The organism is Litoribacterium kuwaitense, assembly GCF_011058155.1.
GTDB classification, from domain to species: domain Bacteria; phylum Bacillota; class Bacilli; order Bacillales; family DSM-28697; genus Litoribacterium; species Litoribacterium kuwaitense.
Map to the genome: position 1 here is coordinate 13,753 of NZ_JAALFC010000002.1, position 21,947 is coordinate 35,699.

The window sequence follows — 21,947 nt, forward strand, 5'->3', positions numbered from 1 at the left end:
GCTGAGTGAATATCGATACGAAAACTGGAAAATTAATTGTCCTGAATTCTACGGCGAACACATATAAGGGAGGGAGCACTATGAACACTTCAATTCCAGAATCAAGGGTGATCGGATATTCACGATTTGCAACTATGTGTTACTGTCACTCTTTGTGGCATCGGTTCTATATCCGCTCATTTTTGTTGTAAGCGCTTCTTTTAGTTCGGCTGAAGCTGTATCTAGTGGAAAGGTATGGTTGTGGCCAGTTGATTTTAGTATAAAGAGCTATCAGGAGGTTTTTAACCATGACGCCATTTGGAGAGGATATGCGAATTCACTGTTTTACATGGTCGTTGGAACCTTTATCAATATTGTGCTGACAATTTTAGCCGCATACCCATTAACGAGAAAAGATTTTAGAGGCAGACACATCTTTATGTTCATGTTTGTTTTTACGATGATGTTTAATGGTGGATTAATTCCAATGTACCTCCTCGTTCGAGATTTAGGGATGTTAAACACGAGATGGGCTTTGCTGGTTCCGAATGGTTTAGCAGTATTTAACGTCATTATTACGATGACCTTCTTCAGATCGACGATTCCAAACGAACTTTTGGAATCTGCGCAAATTGATGGTTGTAATGACTTTAAGTTTTTATGGAAAATCGTTATTCCGCTGTCTGCACCGATCATTGCGGTGATGTCATTGTTTTATGCCGTTGGACATTGGAACCAATATTTTAGCGCCTTAATTTATTTAAGAGATGCCGATCTATTTCCTTTACAACTCGTGTTAAGGGATATATTAGTACAAAATGAAGTCGACCCGTCAATGATGTCTGATGTTTCAAATTTAGAAGAACGAATAGGGCTTCAAGAACTCTTAAAATATGCCACGATTGTTGTCGCATCATTGCCCGTATTAATCATCTATCCGTTTGTACAAAAACATTTTGTTAAAGGGGTTATGATAGGTTCTTTAAAAGGCTAAAGAAAAATGCCTTTTGAATGATCTCACAAAAGTAATGAGAGTAAAATTATTTATCGGGGGGTCTTTAATTGTTCAAGAACAAAATGCTATTTCTATTACTGCTTATCATGTTTGTTATGATGACGGCGTGTTCAAATGATGAAAATGCAAGTGGCGAGGGCAATGAAAGTGGCTCTGGCTCGATTGTAACAGCGCCGGGAGAGTTTCCGATCGTAGAAGAGAAAGTTGAATTAGATGTATTAATTCCTGCAAATTCTATCGTAGAAGATTTTGAAACAAATGAATTTACGAAATGGTATGAGGAAAAAACAGGCGTGCATATTAATTGGGAGATTATTCCTTATGAAAGTCAGCAAGAACAATTAAATTTAATTCTGACAAGTGGTGAGTATCCTGACGTCATTATGGACATGGGCGTTGGACGATCCCAACTAAGATTGTATGGCGAAAGTGGCAGCTTTTTAGCCTTAAATGACTTGATTGACGAATATGGCGTCGAAACGAAAAAAATGTTTGAAGATATGCCCCTTGTCGAAGATGTCATTACGACACCTGAAGGAGATATCTTTGCCTTACCTCAAGTCAATGAATGTTACCACTGCAGCATGCCACAAAAACTTTGGGTGTACGAACCGTGGCTAGAGGAATTGGGCATGGACATCCCGACAACAACAGAAGAGTATAAAGAGCTTTTGTTAGCCATTAAAAATACTGATTTAAACGGTAATGGAAAAGCGGATGAGATTCCTTTATCGGGACAATACAACGGATACTACACTTCGTTGGCTACGCCAGGGTTTTTGATGGATCCATTTATATATAGTGATTTGCACATCGTTGACGGAGAAGTGATTGCGCCTTGGAATAAACCAGAATATAAAGAAGGCCTTGCCTATTTACGTGATTTGTATGAAGAGGGGCTCATTTATTCTGGTTCATTTACGCAAAGTTTAGAACAATTTAAACAATTGGGTGAAAATCCAAATGAACCGATCTTAGGAACCGCTGTCTCTGCAACAGTTTCCTTTGCTGATGTGAATGGTAGAATGAACGATTATGTTGTTATTCCACCGTTAGAAGGCCCTAGCGGTCAACGCATTACTCATTCTGTACCGAATCCAGTCACACGCCCTGCCGAGTTTATTATTACGAATAAAGCAAAGCACCCTGAAGTTGCCTTCCGCTGGGCAGATGCGATGTATGATGAAGGTATTACGATGCGTTCCGTGCTTGGCAGAGAAGGAGAAGAGTGGTTTACACCAGAAGAAGGTGTACTTGCTTTAAATGGGGAGCAGGCATCATACGAAACGATTAAACTTGATGAGCCTGTTCAGAATGCGCACTGGAGTCAGACAGGACCATCCTTGAGAACAAAAGAATTTAGATCGAGCCGTGCTGTTCCAGAGGGGGATTTAGAAACAAAATTATGGGAATCGACCGAGCAGTATGAGCCATATCTTTCAGATAGCATCGAGCCAATCCCACCTCTCTTCTTTAGTCAGGAAGATTCTAATGAGATGGCGAAAATTGAACAGTCCTTAACGGATTACTACGAAGAGATGGCAGCAGCGTTTATTACTGGAGAGTCAGATTTAGATAAGGATTGGGATGAGTATATTAATAATTTACAACAAATCGGTCTTGATGAGTACGTAAATATTTATCAAAGAGCATATGATGAAAAATATAAATAATTTAGTGAATGCGTCATTGCGTTAATCGTAGTGTGGTAAGAAAAGGGGAGTGAATGATAACACGGACCCTTTTCTGTGTTACCTTATATCAAAACTTAAAAGGGAGGGGATAAATTTAGTTAAGCTCACATGTACCACGTTGAGAAGTCGGGTTAGAATCGACATGATGTGGAAGGAGGTTATAATGAACTTAGCGCATGAAGTCAGCCACTCTGATCCAAGTTAAATAATGGATTGCAGAAGGTGCATTAATTTCTAAAAAATGATTTTTGGGAGGGCGACTGATCATGACATAGGTTGATAACAACTGTTTGCGAAGGCTTAAAACAGAATGGTCAGAGAGGTTGAAACAGAAAAGGGTTATGGTGGTTGTGAAAGTCCTTGTTTTGCATGACAAGAGATGGCAAACGTTAAAAAACAAGCTCTTGATCAACTTTAAATTTCAGAAAAAAAGACTTCTTTGTGAGTTAAGAAAAAATCTTACAGCTCTAGGGAGGTATTCAATGATCAGGAAAAGGCTGTTTTTTCTAGTGTTGTCTATCGTGTTTATTACGGCTTGTTCAAATGATGAGAATACGAGTGCTGATAGTTCTGATCCCATTGTTACAGCGGCCGGAGAATTTCCGATCGTGAAAGAAAAAGTAGAGCTAGATGTCTTAATCCCGGCAAATGCCATGGTCGAAGACTTTGAAACGAATGCATTTACGAAGTGGTATGAAGAAAAAACAGGGGTTCACGTAAACTGGGAAGTCCTTCCCGCTGAAGGTTCGACAGAACAATTGAATTTAATTATGACAAGTGGTGAATACCCAGATGTCATTATGGATATGGGCATTGGCAGATCGCAGCTAAGATTGTATGGAGAGAATGGTACGTTTTTAGCTTTAAATGACTTGATCGACGAATACGGTGTCGAAACGAAAAAGATGTTTGAAGACATGCCGTTAGTTGAAGATGACATTACGACACCTGACGGAGATATTTTCTCTTTGCCACAAGTTAATGAGTGTTATCACTGCAGTATGCCGCAAAAAATGTGGGTGTACGAACCGTGGCTAGAGGAATTAGGCATGGACATCCCGACAACAACGGAAGAATATAAAGATCTCTTGTTAGCCATTAAAAATAACGACCCAAACGGTAATGGAAAAGCGGACGAAATTCCGTTATCTGGTCAATACAATGGCTGGTACACATCGTTGGCAAACCCAGGTTTTTTAATGGATCCGTTTATTTATAGCGCTTTACACATCGTTGACGGAAAGGTGATTGCGCCTTGGGATAAGCCAGAATATAAAGAAGGTCTTGCCTACTTACGTGATTTGTATGAAGAGGGACTGATTTATTCTGGTTCATTCACACAAAATGCAGAGCAGTTTAAACAACTAGGAGAAAATCCGGGGACACCCATTTTAGGCACAGCTGTATCTGCCTCGATCGCGTACGCAGATGTAGATGGGAGAATGAACGATTACGTCGTGATTCCACCATTGGAGGGACCGAGTGGTCAACGCGTAACGCATTTTGTGCCGAGTTTAGTCACACGTCCTGCCGAGTTTATTATTACGAATAAAGCCGAACACCCTGAAGTGGCATTTCGCTGGGCAGATGCGATGTATAATGAAGACATTACGATGCGTTCTGTCATTGGCAGAGAAGGAGAGGAATGGTTTAAACCGGAGGAAGGTGTGCTTGCTTTAAATGGGGAACAGGCAACATATGAAACAATTACAAAGAATGGACATATTCACAATGCGCATTGGGATCAAACGGGCCCATCTTTAAGAACGAAAGAGTTTCGGTCGAGCCGTGCCGTTCCAGAAGGCGATATTGAAACATTATTATGGGGTGCAACTGAACAGTATGAGCCCTACCTTTCGGACACAATAGAGCCGATTCCACCACTCTTCTTTAGTGAAGAAGATTCTAATAAAATGGCCAAAATTGAACAGTCCCTTTCCGATTTTCACGGAGAGATGGCAGCAGCCTTTATTACTGGAGAATCAGATTTAGACAGCGATTGGGATGAATATGTGAATACATTACAGCAAATCGGCCTTGAGGAGTTTGTCGGTATTTACCAAAGAGCATATGATGAAAAATATAAATAATTAATGAATGTTGAAAAGGGGGAGTGCACAGTCCCCCCTTTTTCTCTGACCGATCAAATATAAACTTGGAGGCATTTTACATTATGAGCATACAATCATTCATTAAACCAACAGAAAGACAACTCGAATTCCAACATTGGGGGTTTGGACTATTCCTGCATTTTGGACTTCGGACATTCTATGAAGGATACGTAGATTTTGACGATAGGCCAATGTCACCGAGTGCATTTAATCCGTCTGAATTAGATTGTGAGCAGTGGATACGAACCGCCAAGGAAGCCGGAATGAAATATGCGGTGTTAACAGCGAAGCACCATGACGGTTTCTCAAATTGGCCGTCAAAATATACGACATTCTCTGTCGCACAATCACCTTGGAAAGAAGGCAAAGGCGATGTCGTCGCTGAATTTGTTCAGGCCTGTCGTAAATATGATATTAAACCTGGACTATATTACTCTCCATACGATGGGGATGCTCAATTTTACAACCAAGATGCCAAAGCCTATGATGACTATTTTGTTCATCAAATTACCGAATTACTGACAAACTATGGAAATATCGATATTCTGTGGTTTGACGGTGCAGGATCTGAAGGACACGAATATGATTGGTCGCGCATTGTTAAACAAATCAGGTCGTTACAGCCTAATATCCTTATATTCAATATGGCCGATCCCGATATCCGTTGGGCGGGCAATGAGGATGGGATTGCTCCTGTACCTTGCTGGAATACCGTTGATTCATTAGACTACTCGATCTACTCCGATGATCAAAAAAAGCTGGAACATGAGCTTTGGCTACCAGCAGAATGTAATGTTCAACTACGTGTCAATTGGTTCTATAGTGACAGTGATGAGCACACCATTAAAAGCTTGGATCAGTTAATGGGCATCTATTATCATTCTGTCGGGCGAGGAGCAAATTTACTGTTAAATATAGGACCCGATAGAAAAGGGAAGCTGCCAGATAAGGATACTGAACGCTTACGAGAATTTGGCGCAGAAATAAACGCTCGCTTTGACGCTCCGCTTGCTACGATGGAGCAATGTGAATATACAGATGGTCAGTGGATCTATCGAGCAAACGGGACTCAGCTGATTGATCATGTTGTTCTTCAGGAAGATTTAACAAATGGTGAAGCGGTAAAACGTTTTAAAGTTACGATTGTCACCGCAAAAACAGGTCAGCACTGTGTGATTTATGAAGGAAGAAACATTGGTAACAAAGCGATTATCCAAATACCACCGATCAACGTTCGCGGTGTAATGGTTGAAGTGACTGAAAGTGAAGGAACCCCTGTTTTAAGAGATCTGCGGTTATATTATGTGTGTCAATAATCATGTATCACGTACACACGTCTAAAGAGGACTAGCTTGGAGAAGCACAGCATGACTGCAAGGTAACTATGTATTTTGTTAATTCAGATGAGAGATATTTGAATATCGCTCTTGTAAATTTAGCTTTAGATAAGCCACACAAAAATCCACCGTCATTTAGTTAAATTCTCAACAAAATTCTCTGTCGGGTTTGTATTTGAAAGGCGGTCGGTGAGGTGACCAAACCAATAAGGGATCAAAACAAATTCTAAATGGTTTTTAATCATCGCCCAAAAATAACGACAAAGTCAACCTTGCTAGCGAATTTTTGAACTGTCCTCTATGGGGCAGTTCTTTTATTTAGGCTGACAGCTGATCGATCGTCGTCCAAAACTTTAGTGATCTATTTACAGAGGCTACACGCAATATCACCCTGCAATGAGGTGTGAATGTTCTTAGCTGTAAAGCACGATGAATGCAAGCTAGCACTACCAATGCTAAACCGGACTAATTATGAAAGCTTTTTTTCTCGATGGCGTTAAATCGCTCTAAATGTCATCTGTTCATGTAGATCTTACTCTTTAAGGGAGGTAAAAAGCATGTGGAAGAAACAGATGTCGTGAAACGTCATGTTGAAGAAGTTAAAGACGTCACCATTGTTAAAAATAGCCCATTTATTCTGCTGGACCCATCATCGAGCTCGGGCAGTGGGAAAAGAACGATCCTTTTCTTTTAATGATGGAAGACAAATTATGGTTGCTTACACGAATCAGGAAAGGTTTACAAGATATTCATAGATTATTCCTAGAAAATCAGCTATGATGTATTTAATGTATGAGTATAAAAGACTATCGATGAGTTTTTAATGTAGTTTTTATAGGTCTAAAGAATTGCTTGTAAAGAAAAAGTTTTTTTATAAAAATATTTATTTTTGTCATTAACACTCTTCATCTACATGTCGATAACAACGATGAAGGCCTTTTTTATCGTTTTCTGACAGAAGACTCCTACTTTAAAGAATACTAGGACGTTGTCCAATGAGTAAGTGGGGGAAGATTAATTATATAAGTGCACTCTTATTTGCCAACAACAATTTTAAGGTAGAGACTGTGCTTATTTTTTTACATATATCAATCGTAAAATAGGGGGAAAAAAATATGCTAGATCGATTTCGGCCACGAGCGTCTGCTGAAAGTTTAATTGAAACGGGTTCTGATTTAAAGGTGGAAGGCCGTTTTCAAGAAACAGTCAACTACAACCATTTTACAAGTGAAGATTTTGCGAATTTAACACGCGTCAAGGAGCTGTTAACAAATTCGACTGATGAATGGTAGAAATCTTCGAAAGCTATTTAACGGTTTTAAATGTCGAAGAGGACAAACACATTTCACACACAAAAGTAAAACAATATATTTCACTTTTTTTCAATCAGCAGCGTGATAAAGATTATGTTATTCAAGCGGTTGGTTTTTTAATGACCTTCGTAAGCACCGTTATAACATCGGGAAGCTCATCGTCGCTTTTAATCAATTCAATTTCTATCTCATTACGAATTTGCTTTCCAAAAAAGGGATGCAGCCGAAGCAATGTTTTGGTTTAATGACGAGCATGCAAAGAGCAATTAATATTGATCAGCAGCTTCTGATTGAAGTATATTCTGAGCGCCTTATGGAGCAAGTGACTGAAGGCATTGGCGAGTTAATGGAAAACAATGCGAAAATTATGTTTATTAAAGACCTCGTCGAAAACCTTGATAAACAAAGTGTTGAGATTGAGTCTGTGACCGCGGCGACACAGGAAATGACAGCTTCTGTCGTTGAGGTCGCGAACGGTGCGACATCCGTTTCGGAAAAAACGGATTTATCTGTAAATAAAGCGGTCGAGGGTCGAAAGGTTATCGGTCATGCGCTCGATGAGATTATTCATACAGGTGAAACCTTTGATCAAATCGTTGAGAAATTCTCGCAACTGCAATCATATGTCAACACCATTGAAGAAGTGGTCACTTTAATTAATGGCATCGCCGATCAAACAAATTTACTAGCCTTAAATGCGTCGATTGAAGCAGCGCGTGCTGGAGAGCACGGTAAAGGCTTTGCGGTCGTCGCTGACGAAGTACGTAAGCTTGCGGAATCAACGGTCGTCTCTTTGAAAACAGTCAATGAAAATGTCGCTAACTTAAAAGGCTTTTCGATCGATGTTTCAGACTCCATCCATACGACAAGCGACGTCATTCGCACAGCAACGAAGGAAGCAGCGGATTCACTGCCGCTCTTAACGGAATTCATCTCGATTATAGAAGACATCAGCGACGATACGAGCAATACTGCCGCGGTCACTGAGGAGCAAGCTGCCGCCGTCGATGAAATTGCGACGAGAATGACGGAAATTCTTAATTTTTCCGAACGTGTACGGACGCTCGGTCGCAATACTGGCGAAGCGGTCCACGATATGGGGGCGTCGATTGACCATTTCCGCTTAGATGTGATTCAACGCAATAACATTCAGCTGTCGACAGCTGCCCTGCTCTATTTGTCTAAATCAGATCACATTCTTTGGAAATGGCGTATCTATAACATGTTCCTTGGCCTCGAAAATGTAAACCCAGAAGACGTTTCTTCGGCTAAAGACTGTCGTTTTGGGAAATGGTATTATTCGCCAGAAGCAAAGGCGCGCTTTTCTAATTTAAAGAGCTATCAGGAGATTGAAAAGCCGCATGATCGCGTCCACCAAGCCGCGCTTTATGCAGCGGAAAGCTATCGAAATGGTGATATTACTGAAGCTCATAAGCAGCTGGCGGACATTGAACAAGCATCGACAGAAGTCTTGGAAGGCATTGAAGACCTGCTGCAAGAGATTGAGGAAGAGCGCAAAAGAGAAGGGCGTCTGTGAGAAACGGCTCATAAAAAGATAGCATAGGCTCATACAATTTAAGCAGCTTTTATAAAGACTTGACACTAAGTGATACGTGTCAAGTCTTTTTTTCGTTTTGATCGTTAATAATGCGTACACATATCGTGAATCTTCTTGTTTCATTCAATCTTTTTCGCAGCAGATGATCATTACGGCGCAATCTCTTCTTTGTAAACGTGAGGAGCGGAGTTTTAAGAGATTGTAAAAACATCGTAAATCTGTTGAAATGCGAAAATAAAAAGAGTAAATTACTAGTGAATTAAAAGAGAAATAAAATTAGTTTACTAAATTAAAACAGAGGAGCGTACAACAATGAAAAAAGCACTGTCGTCCGTATTTGCTTTTGCTTTCCTTTTAACCTTATTGGCAGCGTGCAGTGGAGGCGCAGAAAGTCAGTCTGATTCATCTGAACTCATCGTTTATACGAATCAGACGAGCGGCCGTGAAGAGGTTTTCGAGAAACTTTTAGAAGAACGTAATTTTGAATTTGACGTAGTGACTGTACAATCTGGCGGGGGAGACATGAGAGATCGTCTCATTGCCGAGAAAAATAATCCGATGGCTGATGTAGTCTTAGGAGGAACGACATTAGAACACTTGGCCTTAGTGGACAATGACATTTTAGTCCCATTCACACCAGAGTGGGCTGGCGAGATCGATCAATCGATGGTAGGTCCGGACAATAAATTTTGGCCGTGGGCAATTGATACATTTCATTTCACATACAACACCGAGCTTGTTGGCGGAGAAGGACAGCCTCCGGTACCTAAAGATTGGTCTGATCTGACAAAACCAGCGTATCAGGACAAGTATTATGTGTTTGGCAGTGAAGGTTCAACTGGTGGCGTGATGTATGCTTCAATGTTAGAACGTCATCGTGATGAGAACGGTGAGCTCGGCGTATCAGAAGAAGGCTGGACATTAGTTGAAGAGCTTCATAAAAATGCAATCAATCCGATGCCGCAAGATTGGCAAGAGTCATTAACAGGCGAAGTGGTCGGTGGCTTCATTTGGGGCGGTGGTGTCGTCTCTGTGTCTGAAGATAAAGGGATCGAATTAGATGTCATGGAAACACCAGCCGGAACGCCATTTTTACCCGCTGTCATCGGTGTCGTCAATACAGGAAACGAAGAAAAGATGAAAAATGCGGAAGAGTTTGCTAATTGGTGGGGCTCTGAAGAAGTACAAACAGTTTGGGGACAAGAAACAGGTCAGGCTCCAGCAAACGAAAAAGCCTTGCAAGCAGTCGGTGGAGAGGTACAAGCGTTGATCGAGCGGTTAGAGCGGCATGAGATTGATTGGGATTTCGTTTATGAAAATATTGATTCTTGGCGCGAAAAAATTGCTTTAGAGTATGCACAATAACTATTTTTCTGAGCAGTAGCAACGAACAACATCAGAGTAGCATCAATCTTCATGCTCCTCTGATGTTATTCAAAAGGAGGTTCTGACTGAACATGATTGAGCTCAGCGGAATTGAGATCAAATATGATGATTTCGTTGCAATGAACGAGATCGACCTGAACATAAACGAAGGTGAATTTTTTACGCTGTTAGGACCTTCCGGATGCGGAAAAACGAGCTTACTCCGTACAATAACTGGCTTTGTTCATCCGTCAAAAGGACGCATTTTTATTGATGGAAAAGACGTTACGGAAGATCCAGTTGAAAAAAGAGGTGTAGGCATTGTTTTTCAGTCGTATGCGATTTTTCCGACGATGAATGTGTACGAAAATATTGCCTTTGGATTACGAGTCAAAAAATTGTCTAAAGCGAAGGTTCATGAAAAAGTCATGGATATCGCTAGAATGGTCGATTTAAAAGAGGAGCATTTATACCGCAAAGCTTCAGAGCTATCAGGCGGTCAGCAACAACGAGTGGCGATTGCCCGTGCATTAATTTTACAGCCGAAAATCTTATGTTTAGATGAGCCACTGTCTAATTTGGACGCTAAACTACGACGCCAGCTAGGGGTTGAGTTAAAGAAGCTGCAAAAGCAATTTGGCATTACGACAGTTTATGTAACCCATGATCAAGAAGAAGCGTTGACGATGTCCGATCGCATTGCCGTGTTTGCGAATGGAAAGCTTGAGCAGTTAGGAGCGCCGAAAGACATTTTCAATTCCCCAACGTCCGACTTTGTCGCTAATTTTATCGGTGACATCAACCAATTTGAAACAGCTCAATTAGAGTCGCTATTTGGTTTGAAAATGACTCCCTCTCGAGAAGGAAAAAGTTACTTGCGCCTAAACAATGTAAAAACAACCGCAGTAAGTAAAGCGATGCAAGTCAAAGGCAAGGTAGAAAACATCGAATTCCACGGTTTATATACAAAGTACACGTTTTGTACAGCAGACGGTCACAACATCAAAAATGTCGAAGTGGATATGTCTAAATCATATAAGGTAGACGATGAAGTAACATTATATATTTGCGAAAGTGACTTTATTCATCTATAAGGAGCAGGTATTCAGATGTTTAGACTTGATTTATCGTATATAAAGAAAAATATGTACAGTATTGTGATCGGGATATTTTTGCTTTGGTTCGTCATTACCTTTTTAATCTATCCCAACCTTATGGTGGCACTGTCGAGCTTTCAAACGGATGAAGGGTTCTCTTTCGGTATTATTCAAAAGCTACTGGATTCACCCATTGCGATGGCCGGATTGAAAAACAGCTTTTTATTAGCGATTGCGTTGTCGATAACAACGAATATTGTCGGGATATTTATCGTTCTCGTTTCTGAGTATTTTGATATTAAAGGTGCGAAAATTTTAAAGCTCGGATATATGACGACGTTTATTTATGGCGGTATTATCCTCGTCTCAGGCTATCAAATGATTTACGGACAGAATGGCATTGTCACTCAACTATTGATCAATGTGATTCCCGACCTGAATGTCCAATGGTTCCAAGGGTTTTGGGCAGTCTTGTTTGTCATGACTGTGTCTACGACGACGGCGCATATGATGTTTTTGTCGAATGCTGTGAAGTCGATTGATAACTACACGATCGAAGCGGCTCGTAATATGGGTGCCTCCACTTTTTACATTATTAAACGAGTCGTTTTACCGGTCGTAATGCCGACGATTTTTGCGATTACAATCCTCCAGTTTCTTGGTGGTTTAAGTGCCTTTGCAGCGCCGTTAGTTCTTGGGGGTAAAGATTTTCAGACGATTGCCCCGTTAATTTTACAATTAAATAAAATTCCTGGATCACAGGGGCTTGCTTTAATTCTCTCGCTCATCTTAGGGCTGACGACGATCTTACTGTTAGTTTTCTTTACAAGGCTAGAAAAGGGCGGAACGTATTTCTCGATTTCGAAAACGAAGAAAACCTATGTGAAGCAGAAAATCAATAACAAGTTTGCTAATGTAATCGTGCATATTTTAGCCTACGCACTTTTTATCATCTATGTTTTTCCGGTTGTTATTATCGTTATATTCTCGTTTACGAATGCAACAGCCATTTATAATGTGGACTTTAGCCTTGCTTCTTTCACGCTGGAGAATTACCGGTCCGTATTCAATGATGCTTCACAAATCGCCCCATTTTTTAATAGTGCGGAGTTTGCCCTCAAGGCTTCCATAGGTGTCGTCATTATTGTATTGCTTGGGGTAGGTTTACAGCGTCATCACGATAATGGTTTCACAAAATTCATTGAATATGCCTTTTTAATTCCGTGGATGCTTCCGTCCACATTAATTGCGATTGGCTTATTAACGACGTACGACATGCCGCGGTGGATCATTGGAAATAATGTTTTAATTGGGACGACTGGAATCATCGTCATTGCCTATTTAATTATTTCGATTCCAATGACCTCTCGTATGTTAAGAGCGACGTATCAATCCGTCGATCATGACTTAGAAAAAGCAGCGAAAGCTTTAGGTGCAAGCTCGTTTTATACATTTAGACGAGTCGTCTTGCCAATGATTTTCCCAACTGTCATTGCGTTAGTCGTTTTATCCTTCAATTCGTTGCTGTCGGATTATAACATTGCGGCCTTTTTATCACATCCGTTGCGAGAACCACTGGGGCTTATGATTCAAAGCGTTACGTCCGAACGCGCTGATGGTGATGCACAAGCACTCATTTATGTGTACTCTACCGTTTTAATGGTGATCGCCGCATCTACTCTATATGTCGTGTATGGCATTCTATTAAAAGAGAAGAAAAACTAGAGAGGAAGTTTCTTTATGAAATATACAAAGCTCGTTGAACAGCTTCTACGTGAAAATGACGTCCTGATTGCCTGCCACCAAGGTTCCGCTGGGGGAAACATTGCCTACAACACGTACCGGTCAATGCAAAATGCCATTCGTCAAGGCGCTCATATTGTTGAATTTGACGTATGTCAATCAAAAGACGGTGTTTTTCATGTCTTTCATGAAAACGAAGAACCTATCCGCTTTAATCGCCAGGAAAATTTTCGCACGTTCACTTCGGCAGAGCTGAAAGAGCAAACGTTGTTCAACATGAATATGCAAGCCGTTGAGCCGCCGCCGACTTTAAAAGACTTCATGGCGCAGATGAAAAATCATCCCAATACGCTATTACATTTTGACCATGCGCAGAAATGGGGCGCCACTTTATTGCAGGACCTTGATCAATATGAAGAGCAGCGGGAAACAATGATCATTAAAACCGATGTCGCTGCCACAGAATGTTTAGAAGCATTAGCCGCTCACGACGTGAAATACATGACATTACCGAAAGTGTGGAGTCAGGCTGATTTCGAAAAAATTATGGAATATCAAGATCAGATTAATATCGTCGGCTTTGAGATGATTTTTACAGACCCAACAGCCGAATATGTCTCAAAAGAAAAGTTAGATTCATTAAGACAAGCAGGATACCACACGATGATCAATGCCATCGTTCTCTGGAATGATCGGCAGTCATTATGTGGGGGCTACGATGATGACGTGTCTTTATTGGAAAATGCCGATTTAGGATGGGGAAAACTGCACGAGATGGGATTTGATGTCATTCAAACAGACTGGCCTTTCCCTTTAAAGAAATATCTAGAAGGTAAAGGAGTCAATCTCGTCTATGATCATTCAACACTATAAGTCACGTTACGATTTCGCCTTACAATTAATCGAGCTGTGTAAGGCCATTCTCCAAAAAGAAACAGTTGAGCAAATTGAAGAAAAAGAGCATGCAAACGATTTGGTTACAAATTTAGACAAATTGTTAAACAAAAGACTTATTGATGCCATCGCACAAGCATTCGATGATCAAATTATCGGTGAAGAGCAGTCGCAAGCAGGGAACAACAATCATACTTGGTATATTGACCCGATTGATGGTACGACGAACTGTATTTATCGCAAACGGGAATATGCGATTTCGATTGCTTATGAAGGAGATGAGGGGAGATTCGGTCTCGTTTTTGATGTAGAGAACAATACGTTATACCATGCGCATAGTGACCTAGGGGCATGGATTAACGGGGTCCCATTTGAAAGGCCTGCAACGCCTGATTTCGGCATTATTCATATTTCTCCTCCCTATTTAAAAGAGAAGACATACGAGGATTTTGCAAATTTGTTTAAAGGCATTCGTTACTTAGAAGTCTGTTCAATCGAAGTGATACGTGTTGCGATTGGAGAAGCAAGCTGTTTTTACCGAAGAGAGCAGAAGGTTTGGGATTATAAGGCTGCTGTCATTTTTGCAGAAATCGTCGGTGTCCATGTAGACATCATCAATGACGACACGGTATTGGTCGGTACACCATTTCAATAAAAAATGTTAAGGGGACTACGAAGGGGTATTCCCCTTCCACTTTTTTAGCAGATTTTTGTGCTATAATTTTCCTGGAAGGAGACGAGCCTAATGGTTAAATTAGAAGATGTTGCTAATAAAGTAGGAATCTCCAAAACAACGGTTTCTCGTGTATTAAATAATGATCAGACCTTAACAGTGACGGATGAAACGAGAGAAAAAATTAAAGCTGCGGTTGACGAGTTAGGGTACAAACCGTTGCGCAAGAAAAAAGTGAAAGCAAAAAAGAAGCAGTATCATATTGCGATGGTTCATAATGATGAGGCGTTCAGAAGTACCGTAGACCGAGCCTTTTACTTTTCTATACGAAATGGCATCGAACAAATGAGCTTAAAGAAAAGCATCAATATCATTAGTGCGCCGATTGATCATTTACCAACCATTAAAGAAGAATACGCAAATGTGATAGACGGTGCGATTATTCTCGGAAATCTCTCCAGGGCACAGCATGAAGAGATTCGGAAAAACATCAATACCGATCATTTCGTCGTGATTGGACTTGCAAACCCATATCCAGACGTGTATGATCAAATTTCATTTAATACGAGAAACGCTGTATACAAAGTGTTAGATTATTTAATATCCCTTGGGCATGAAAAGATCGGTTGTCTAGGCGCGCAAGAGTTTTCAGGCATCTTAGACACGGATTCTCGGAAATTGCTATTCACTAAATATATGAAAGAAAAGCAATTATATCGTGATGAATGGGTTATTTTTGGTGATAAGGGTACAGAAGCTGGGCAGGACATGGCTAAACAGCTGCTTGAATTAGAAGACTTACCTACGGCTTTATTTATCGCAAATGATCCGACAGCGATTGGAGTCGTTCAAGCGTTGCAGGACCATGGGCTTAAAGTACCCGAAGATATTTCAATTGTTGGGTTTAATGGAGACTATACGACCGAATATACGTACCCGCCGCTATCAACCCTAAAAGTGAATACAAGGGAAATGGGCATGGAAGCGATTCTTTGCTTACTTGAGCGGGTGAATGATGAGCGCAAGCTGGCAAAGAAAGTAGAGATGGCTACACATATTATTGAGCGGAAAAGCAGCCGTTTGATTTCTATGGTGGAATCGTAGACGGTGTGTTATGTGCTTGCGCATATGCTTGTGAAGCATTTGTTTACCGGCTGGCAAACTATATGGGGAAAGAAGAGGGCTCAGTGACGTCGTCATTCTCTTCTATTGCCCCAAGAGTCTACACTACGTTAGCCCTTCGACAGGGCCATATCATTCCTTGCCTCAATGTTTGGTATCCTTTTTTAACGATCGGCAAGTTTTTGTAAGAGATGAGAAGTGCAAGCTTTTATGATGACATGATGGATTGAACTACTCCCACTTAACACTCTTACGAGCTGTTTGAAGTGGGAGTCTTCTGTCAGAAAACGATAAAAATGAACTTTTAAATAAGAAAGGTGGTATCGGACGATGAATACAGAAGAAGAATGGTGTGAGTTTGACCGTCGCTTTTCAGAAGAAGTTATTGAGATTGTCGCAGTCACCGGACCGACGGGCATTCATGCAGGCCGTGCAGGTGGAAAAGTGTTGTGGAATGCATCGATTTCTCTCGTTGGATGGAAGGAACGAACGAATGATGCACCACTTATCGAAGAAGAGCGACGCCTGGAGTGGCTGGCTAATGATCAAGAATGGGAAAAAACGAAGCACTTATTTTCGCCTTACTCGATGATCAGGCTCCTTGTCCGAAAAGGGGAATCATCTTTTATGCTTCTTCAAGCCTTGGACACATCATACGTCGATGACAGCTTGCAACAGTTATTAGATGAGGCGAAAAAGCCCGTGTTTTATGAGGATCAAACCTTTGGTACCTTTCAACTAGACAAAAGGGTAAAATTGTTTGAAAAAAACTTATCATGGGCAGGAGAGCAAGGAATTCTGTATTTTGACTGGGATGAAGATGAGGGTGTTATGAAAGCTTCTCTAAAAACAGCTCAAACGCTCTTCGCTGACGAACTTGAGTGGGATAGGAAAATACGTACTTTTGCTGCTGATGAATTAGTGGGGTTAGCCAACGATTGGCTCATGGATATCGAAGAAGGCGAGCCAGAGCCAATGACTAATGAACAGTTTATTAACCTTATGACATTTGAAAGCATGAGTGTATACCCAGGTGGCGATTTTGAAATCTTTTTTGCTGATGGCGACATGTTTGCGGGGCACGTCATTATTGTCGCTGGGAATATCGAAGGCACTTTTGCATCAGCGGAAATGGCGGGATGATCCTTGTAGAGCTGGTGAACAGCACGGCAAGAATCAAATGTTCGCTTAGTGTTTCGTGTAGGTGCTTCTGGAATATTTTTGAAGTTTGAAGAACTTGTTACAACAATAAGAAAGCGTTTTATTTTTTGGAGATATCATATTGACACTTATGGTCAACTGTATTAATATAAGCACTAGTTAACCGGTTAACATAAAGGGGACGATGAGCAACTTGAAAAAAATGACGATCAGGGATGTTGCAAAGTATGCAAACGTTTCCCCTGCAACTGTGTCTTACGTGTTAAATGATGTTAAAAAAGTATCTGAAGAAACGAAAAAGCGTGTGTTGGAGGCCGTTGACGAACTAGGCTATTATCCTGATTTTACGGCCGTTAGCTTATCAAAACGAAAATCGAATTTAGTTGGAATTATGCTTCCTTTAGTCGAAGACTCACCAGCCGCGATGTTAAAAAACAACCAATACTACCATGAGTTTTTAAGCGGTGTAGAAATGGTCGTACGAAATCGTCAATTTGATACGATGATTACAGGCGTGTATCAGCCAGAGGAATGCAGGCAGTGGGTAAAAAAAAGAAATTTAGACGGTCTTATTTTCTTAGGCATGTTCCCACGGCGCTTGTATGACGAAATGACGAAGCTGAATATCCCCATTGTATTGATTGATACGTACGAGGAGTATACGAAACAATTGAATAATGTCCAAATCGATGATGAACGAGGCGGTTATTTAGCTGCAAAGCATCTGCTCGACCTAGGACACCGGCAAGTTGCGTTTATAGCGACAAGTTTAGAAAATAGTCCTGTAGATACAAAACGTTATCAAGGTTTTTTGAAAGCGTTTCATGAAAAAGGCGTAGCGCACGATCGTGCATATATTTTTGAAACGCATGATATTACCTTTGAACAAGGCTTACGAATCGGAAAAGCGCTCATTCAGCAAACAGATCAACTCACAGGTATTGCAACAGTATCAGATGTGTTGGCCATTGGCATGATGAAGGCGTTTCAAGAGCATGGAAAAAAGGTTCCTGATGATTATTCGATTGTTGGATTTGACGATCTAAGTATGAGTCAATACGTGACACCGAGCTTAACGACAATTCGCCAAGATGTGTTTGAAAAAGGAAAAGCGGCAGGTCACTTGCTTGTGAATGCCATTGAACAACCTGATATTGAAAATCAAACGGTTGAATTGCCTGTCCAATTAATGACGAGACAATCAACGAAAACCTTAGTTTAGGTTTAGGTGATGATATAAGTGCTTCATGTTCGAGGCGCTTTCTGTTTTCTTGTTTGGTTAACCGTTTAACCTATATTTTTTACCCTGTGAGTTAACCGTTTAACCGGTTTGTTCAAATTAATATACTTTAACTAAATGGAGAGATGAATGATGAAGAACAAAGTACTGTTTCTCGTCGCATTGGCTTTAATGATGCTTGTCGCAGCGTGTGGTCCAGATCGTGATCGCGCTTCCGAGACGACAGGATCAGAAACTGGAGATGCGGCTGAATCCGAACAAGCAGAACAACTACTCATTTGGGCTCCAGATGATCAAGTAAATGCAGTAGAGGAAATTACAAAAAGCTATACTGAAGAAACTGGGATTGCTGTCGAAGTTGTACCTTTTGCTATGGATGAACAAGAAGACGCCATGTCATTAGACGGGCCAGCCGGGCATGGACCTGACCTTTTCTTCCAGCCAGGAGTTGGAAGTTTGTCAGTAAAAGGTCTTGTTCAACCAATGGACGTTGATCAAGAGGTACTGGATACGTATTCTGAAGGTTCAGTTGATGCGTTAAGTTATGAAGGAGACGTTTACGGTTTACCTGCAGTCGTTGAATCATTGGCGCTCTATTATAATAAAGAACTCATTCCCGAAGCGCCTGAAACGATTGCTGATTTAGAAGCAATTGCAGCAGAGATGACGGACCCTGCCAACGATCAATACGGATTTTTATACCCAGCAACAGATTTTTATTTCTCCTTCCCATTCATGGGAGGTTATGGCGCAGAAATTATTGGTAAAGACGGCGACAACTTCAACATTGATAAGGTTGAGCTAGCGAGCGAGGCAGCTGCGGAAGGTGGAGCGTTAATTCAAGGATGGTTTGAAAAAGGCTATTTACCGAATGGCGTAACGATGGATGTCGTGACTGGGTTGTTTAATGACGGAAAAGTCGGCGCGGTCATTAATGGACCTTGGGCGCTTAATGAATACAAAGAAGCATTAGGCGACAATTTAGGAACGGCGCCGTTGCCGAAGCTTGAGAATGGTGAGCACCCAAAAACGTTCTTAGGAACGAAAGGATGGATGCTTTCTGCTTACGCAAAAAATCCAGAAGCGGCGACAGATTTAGCAATCTATTTAACAAATGAGAAATCGCTGAAGACGTACTACGATCAAACTGGTGAAATGCCAGCGAAATCGTCTATTTTAAGCAGTGACGAATTCCAAGGAGACCCATTAGTTGCAGGCTTTGCGACACAATTAGAGCATGCAACGACTTTCCCGCCAGTGCCAGCACTTTCAGCTGTCTGGGAGCCAATGGGGGATGCCTTAACCTTCATCACAGAAGGTGAAGATGTACAAGAAAGCTTGGACAGTGCAGTAGAAACGATTAAACAGGATATCGAGATGAATTATAAATAATTTCGGTACGGCAAAGGTGTTATCCGATAAATAAGGGTAACACCGATTGCCCGATTGTTATCCCTGTTTATTTCTTAGTGATTCTTTGAAAAGGAGGGCTCCACATGGCAACTGGAGAAGCCCGGAAGCACAACGCTAAGCTAGCAGTCTTTTTATCCATTGTTCCAGGCCTTGGCCAAATGTATAATCGGCGCTACATCAAAGGCTCCATTTTTTTAGTTTTGACAGCTGCTTTTTTAATCGTCTTTTATGACATTTTAAATATTGGCTATTGGGGACTGTTCACATTAGGAGAAATTCCCGCTATCGACGATTCGCGGGTGTTGTTAGCACAAGGGATTATTGCGCTCATTTTGTCAGCCTTTGCCTTAACCTTTTATATAGCGAATTTAATTGATGCACGAAATGATGCTAAAAAAATTCAAGAAGGCTTTGCGCTTACAAACTTTAAAGACGCTGTTAGACATGCATGGGATTATGCTTTTCCTTATGTGCTAACAGGTCCAGGTCTCACCTTGCTCGTTTTTGTCGTTATTTTCCCACTGTTATTTATGGCCTTTCTTGCTTTTACGAATTATACGTTAATGAATTCACCGCCAAAAAACTTGCTCGATTGGGTCGGGTTTGACAACTTTAAAGCGTTATTAACGATCCCGATTTGGCGCAACACATTCTTTTCGGTGCTTTCGTGGACATTAATTTGGACATTTGTAGCGACAACGCTGCAAATTGCTCTCGCATTGTATCTTGCAGTGGTTGTGAACGACCCAAGGGTCAAAATGAAAAAGCTTATTCGCACTGTGCTCATTCTTCCGTGGGCGGTTCCAAGCTTTGTGACGATTCTCATCTTTGCTGCCTTATTTAACGACAACTTCGGTGCGATTAATAGAGACATACTAATGCCTCTCATTGATACGAAAATTCCGTGGTTAAGTGATCCGTTTTGGGCGCGAATCGCCTTAATTTCAATCCAAACGTGGTTAGGCTTTCCGTTTGTGTTTGCGTTATTTACCGGTGTATTGCAAAGTATTTCGTCGGCGTGGTATGAGGCTGCCGACATGGATGGAGCGAATCGGTTGCAAAAGTTTAAAAACATTACTTTTCCACATGTTATGTTTGCGACCGCTCCGTTATTAATTATGCAGTATGCAGGAAACTTTAATAACTTTAACATCATTTACTTATTTAACGAAGGTGGACCCGCTGTGAAAGGTCAAAATGCCGGCGGAACAGACATTTTAATTTCGTGGGTGTACGATTTAACATTTGAATCGAGTCAGTTCAGTATCGCCGCTGCGATTTCGTTAATCTTAGGTTTGATCGTCGCCGTCTTCGCCTTCTTTCAGTTTAGAAAAACATCGTCCTTTAAAGAGGAGGGAAAAATGTAATGAGCCGAAAAATGAAGAACGCTTTAGAGCTTACTGGGATTTATGGAAGCATTCTCGTCATGTTTGTCCTCATTTTATATCCTCTTCTTTGGACATTTGGGTTGTCATTAAACCCTGGATCAAGCTTGTTTGGAGCAAGTATGATCCCGGAAGACTGGTCTTTTAAGCATTATATGTGGCTGTTTACGGATCCAGAGAGTGATTATTTACTCTGGTATAAAAATACGTTGATCGTCGCATTAGCAACGTCGCTAGGCTCAACGATTTTTGTCTCACTCGTCGCTTACGCATTTTCAAGGTATCGTTTTGTCGGCAGAAAGTACGGGTTGTACGCCTTTTTACTTCTGCAAATGTTTCCGGTCCTAATGGCGATGGTTGCCATCTACATTTTACTCAATTTGATTGGTCTGCTTGATTCGCTCCTAGGATTAATTTTAATTTACATCGGTGGGTCCATTCCGATGAACGCTTTTCTCGTCAAAGGCTATTTTGACACGATTCCACGCGAGCTCGATGAGTCAGCGCGCATGGATGGCGCAGGGCATTTTCGCGTTCTTTTTACAATTATGCTTCCGCTCGCCAAACCGATATTAGCGGTCGTCGCCTTGTTTAACTTTATGGCGCCATTTATGGATTTCATTTTGCCGCGGATTGTATTAAGAAGTCCGGAAAATTACACGTTAGCCTTAGGGCTTTATAACTTTGTCAACGCCGAATTCGCGAACAATTTTACCCGTTTTGCCGCAGGCTCCATTTTAATTGCAGTTCCGATCGCTCTTGTTTTCTTAATGCTACAACGATATTTAATCAGCGGACTGACATCTGGGGCAACGAAAGGATAATACTTTTATAAAATACGGAGGGA

General features: G+C 41.1%; 18 protein-coding genes. All 18 read left to right on the plus strand.

Annotated elements, in window-relative coordinates:
- The first annotated feature begins 100 nt into the window (after window positions 1-100).
- The 18 genes from G4V62_RS02090 (at window position 101) to G4V62_RS02165 (ending at window position 21,924) form a co-directional block, all read left to right on the plus strand.
- Window positions 101-973 carry a carbohydrate ABC transporter permease gene (locus G4V62_RS02090; protein WP_165199265.1) on the plus strand — a complete coding sequence of 291 codons (873 nt, stop codon included), beginning with the start codon at window positions 101-103 and terminating at the stop codon, window positions 971-973.
- Between the two features lie 68 nt (window positions 974-1,041).
- Window positions 1,042-2,667 carry an extracellular solute-binding protein gene (locus G4V62_RS02095; protein WP_165199112.1) on the plus strand — a complete coding sequence of 542 codons (1,626 nt, stop codon included), beginning with the start codon at window positions 1,042-1,044 and terminating at the stop codon, window positions 2,665-2,667.
- A 503-nt stretch (window positions 2,668-3,170) separates the two neighbouring features.
- The gene (locus tag G4V62_RS02100) at window positions 3,171-4,778 is read left to right on the plus strand and encodes an extracellular solute-binding protein (protein WP_165199113.1); all 1,608 of its coding nucleotides are present in this window, start codon (window positions 3,171-3,173) and stop codon (window positions 4,776-4,778) included.
- Between the two features lie 83 nt (window positions 4,779-4,861).
- The gene (locus G4V62_RS02105) at window positions 4,862-6,115 is read left to right on the plus strand and encodes an alpha-L-fucosidase (RefSeq protein WP_165199114.1); all 1,254 of its coding nucleotides are present in this window, start codon (window positions 4,862-4,864) and stop codon (window positions 6,113-6,115) included.
- A 580-nt stretch (window positions 6,116-6,695) separates the two neighbouring features.
- Window positions 6,696-6,830 carry a hypothetical protein gene (locus G4V62_RS20250; protein WP_281357983.1) on the plus strand — a complete coding sequence of 45 codons (135 nt, stop codon included), beginning with the start codon at window positions 6,696-6,698 and terminating at the stop codon, window positions 6,828-6,830.
- A 421-nt stretch (window positions 6,831-7,251) separates the two neighbouring features.
- Window positions 7,252-7,428 carry a hypothetical protein gene (locus G4V62_RS19685; protein ID WP_246218204.1) on the plus strand — a complete coding sequence of 59 codons (177 nt, stop codon included), beginning with the start codon at window positions 7,252-7,254 and terminating at the stop codon, window positions 7,426-7,428.
- A 238-nt stretch (window positions 7,429-7,666) separates the two neighbouring features.
- Complete coding sequence (locus G4V62_RS02110) at window positions 7,667-8,986, plus strand: methyl-accepting chemotaxis protein (RefSeq protein ID WP_512698558.1); 1,320 nt, start codon at window positions 7,667-7,669, stop codon at window positions 8,984-8,986.
- 333 nt (window positions 8,987-9,319) lie between these two features.
- Window positions 9,320-10,372 carry an extracellular solute-binding protein gene (locus G4V62_RS02115; RefSeq protein ID WP_165199115.1) on the plus strand — a complete coding sequence of 351 codons (1,053 nt, stop codon included), beginning with the start codon at window positions 9,320-9,322 and terminating at the stop codon, window positions 10,370-10,372.
- Between the two features lie 92 nt (window positions 10,373-10,464).
- Window positions 10,465-11,466: an ABC transporter ATP-binding protein gene (locus G4V62_RS02120; protein WP_165199116.1), complete on the plus strand. Its 1,002-nt coding sequence runs from the start codon at window positions 10,465-10,467 to the stop codon at window positions 11,464-11,466.
- 15 nt (window positions 11,467-11,481) lie between these two features.
- Window positions 11,482-13,194: an ABC transporter permease gene (locus tag G4V62_RS02125; RefSeq protein ID WP_165199117.1), complete on the plus strand. Its 1,713-nt coding sequence runs from the start codon at window positions 11,482-11,484 to the stop codon at window positions 13,192-13,194.
- A 15-nt stretch (window positions 13,195-13,209) separates the two neighbouring features.
- Entirely contained in the window at window positions 13,210-14,085 is an 876-nt protein-coding gene (locus tag G4V62_RS02130; RefSeq protein WP_165199118.1) for a glycerophosphodiester phosphodiesterase family protein, read from the plus strand.
- Complete coding sequence (locus G4V62_RS02135) at window positions 14,066-14,761, plus strand: inositol monophosphatase family protein (RefSeq protein WP_165199119.1); 696 nt, start codon at window positions 14,066-14,068, stop codon at window positions 14,759-14,761. The genes G4V62_RS02130 and G4V62_RS02135 overlap by 20 nt, the downstream gene beginning before the upstream one ends.
- Before the next feature lie 90 nt (window positions 14,762-14,851).
- Window positions 14,852-15,883, plus strand: coding sequence for a LacI family DNA-binding transcriptional regulator (locus G4V62_RS02140; RefSeq protein WP_165199120.1), 1,032 nt, complete (start codon window positions 14,852-14,854; stop codon window positions 15,881-15,883).
- Window positions 15,884-16,231: 348 nt separating this feature from the next.
- On the plus strand, window positions 16,232-17,044 hold the full coding sequence (locus G4V62_RS02145; RefSeq protein ID WP_165199121.1) for a DUF2262 domain-containing protein: 813 nt from the start codon (window positions 16,232-16,234) through the stop codon (window positions 17,042-17,044).
- A 220-nt stretch (window positions 17,045-17,264) separates the two neighbouring features.
- The gene (locus tag G4V62_RS02150; protein WP_246218216.1) at window positions 17,265-18,284 is read left to right on the plus strand and encodes a LacI family DNA-binding transcriptional regulator; all 1,020 of its coding nucleotides are present in this window, start codon (window positions 17,265-17,267) and stop codon (window positions 18,282-18,284) included.
- Window positions 18,285-18,434: 150 nt separating this feature from the next.
- Window positions 18,435-19,694 carry an extracellular solute-binding protein gene (locus G4V62_RS02155; protein ID WP_246218206.1) on the plus strand — a complete coding sequence of 420 codons (1,260 nt, stop codon included), beginning with the start codon at window positions 18,435-18,437 and terminating at the stop codon, window positions 19,692-19,694.
- A 104-nt stretch (window positions 19,695-19,798) separates the two neighbouring features.
- Window positions 19,799-21,082, plus strand: a complete 1,284-nt coding sequence (locus tag G4V62_RS02160; RefSeq protein WP_165199124.1) for a carbohydrate ABC transporter permease — start codon at window positions 19,799-19,801, stop codon at window positions 21,080-21,082.
- Window positions 21,082-21,924, plus strand: a complete 843-nt coding sequence (locus G4V62_RS02165) for a sugar ABC transporter permease (RefSeq protein WP_165199125.1) — start codon at window positions 21,082-21,084, stop codon at window positions 21,922-21,924. The genes G4V62_RS02160 and G4V62_RS02165 overlap by 1 nt, the downstream gene beginning before the upstream one ends.
- The last annotated feature ends 23 nt before the right edge of the window (window positions 21,925-21,947 follow it).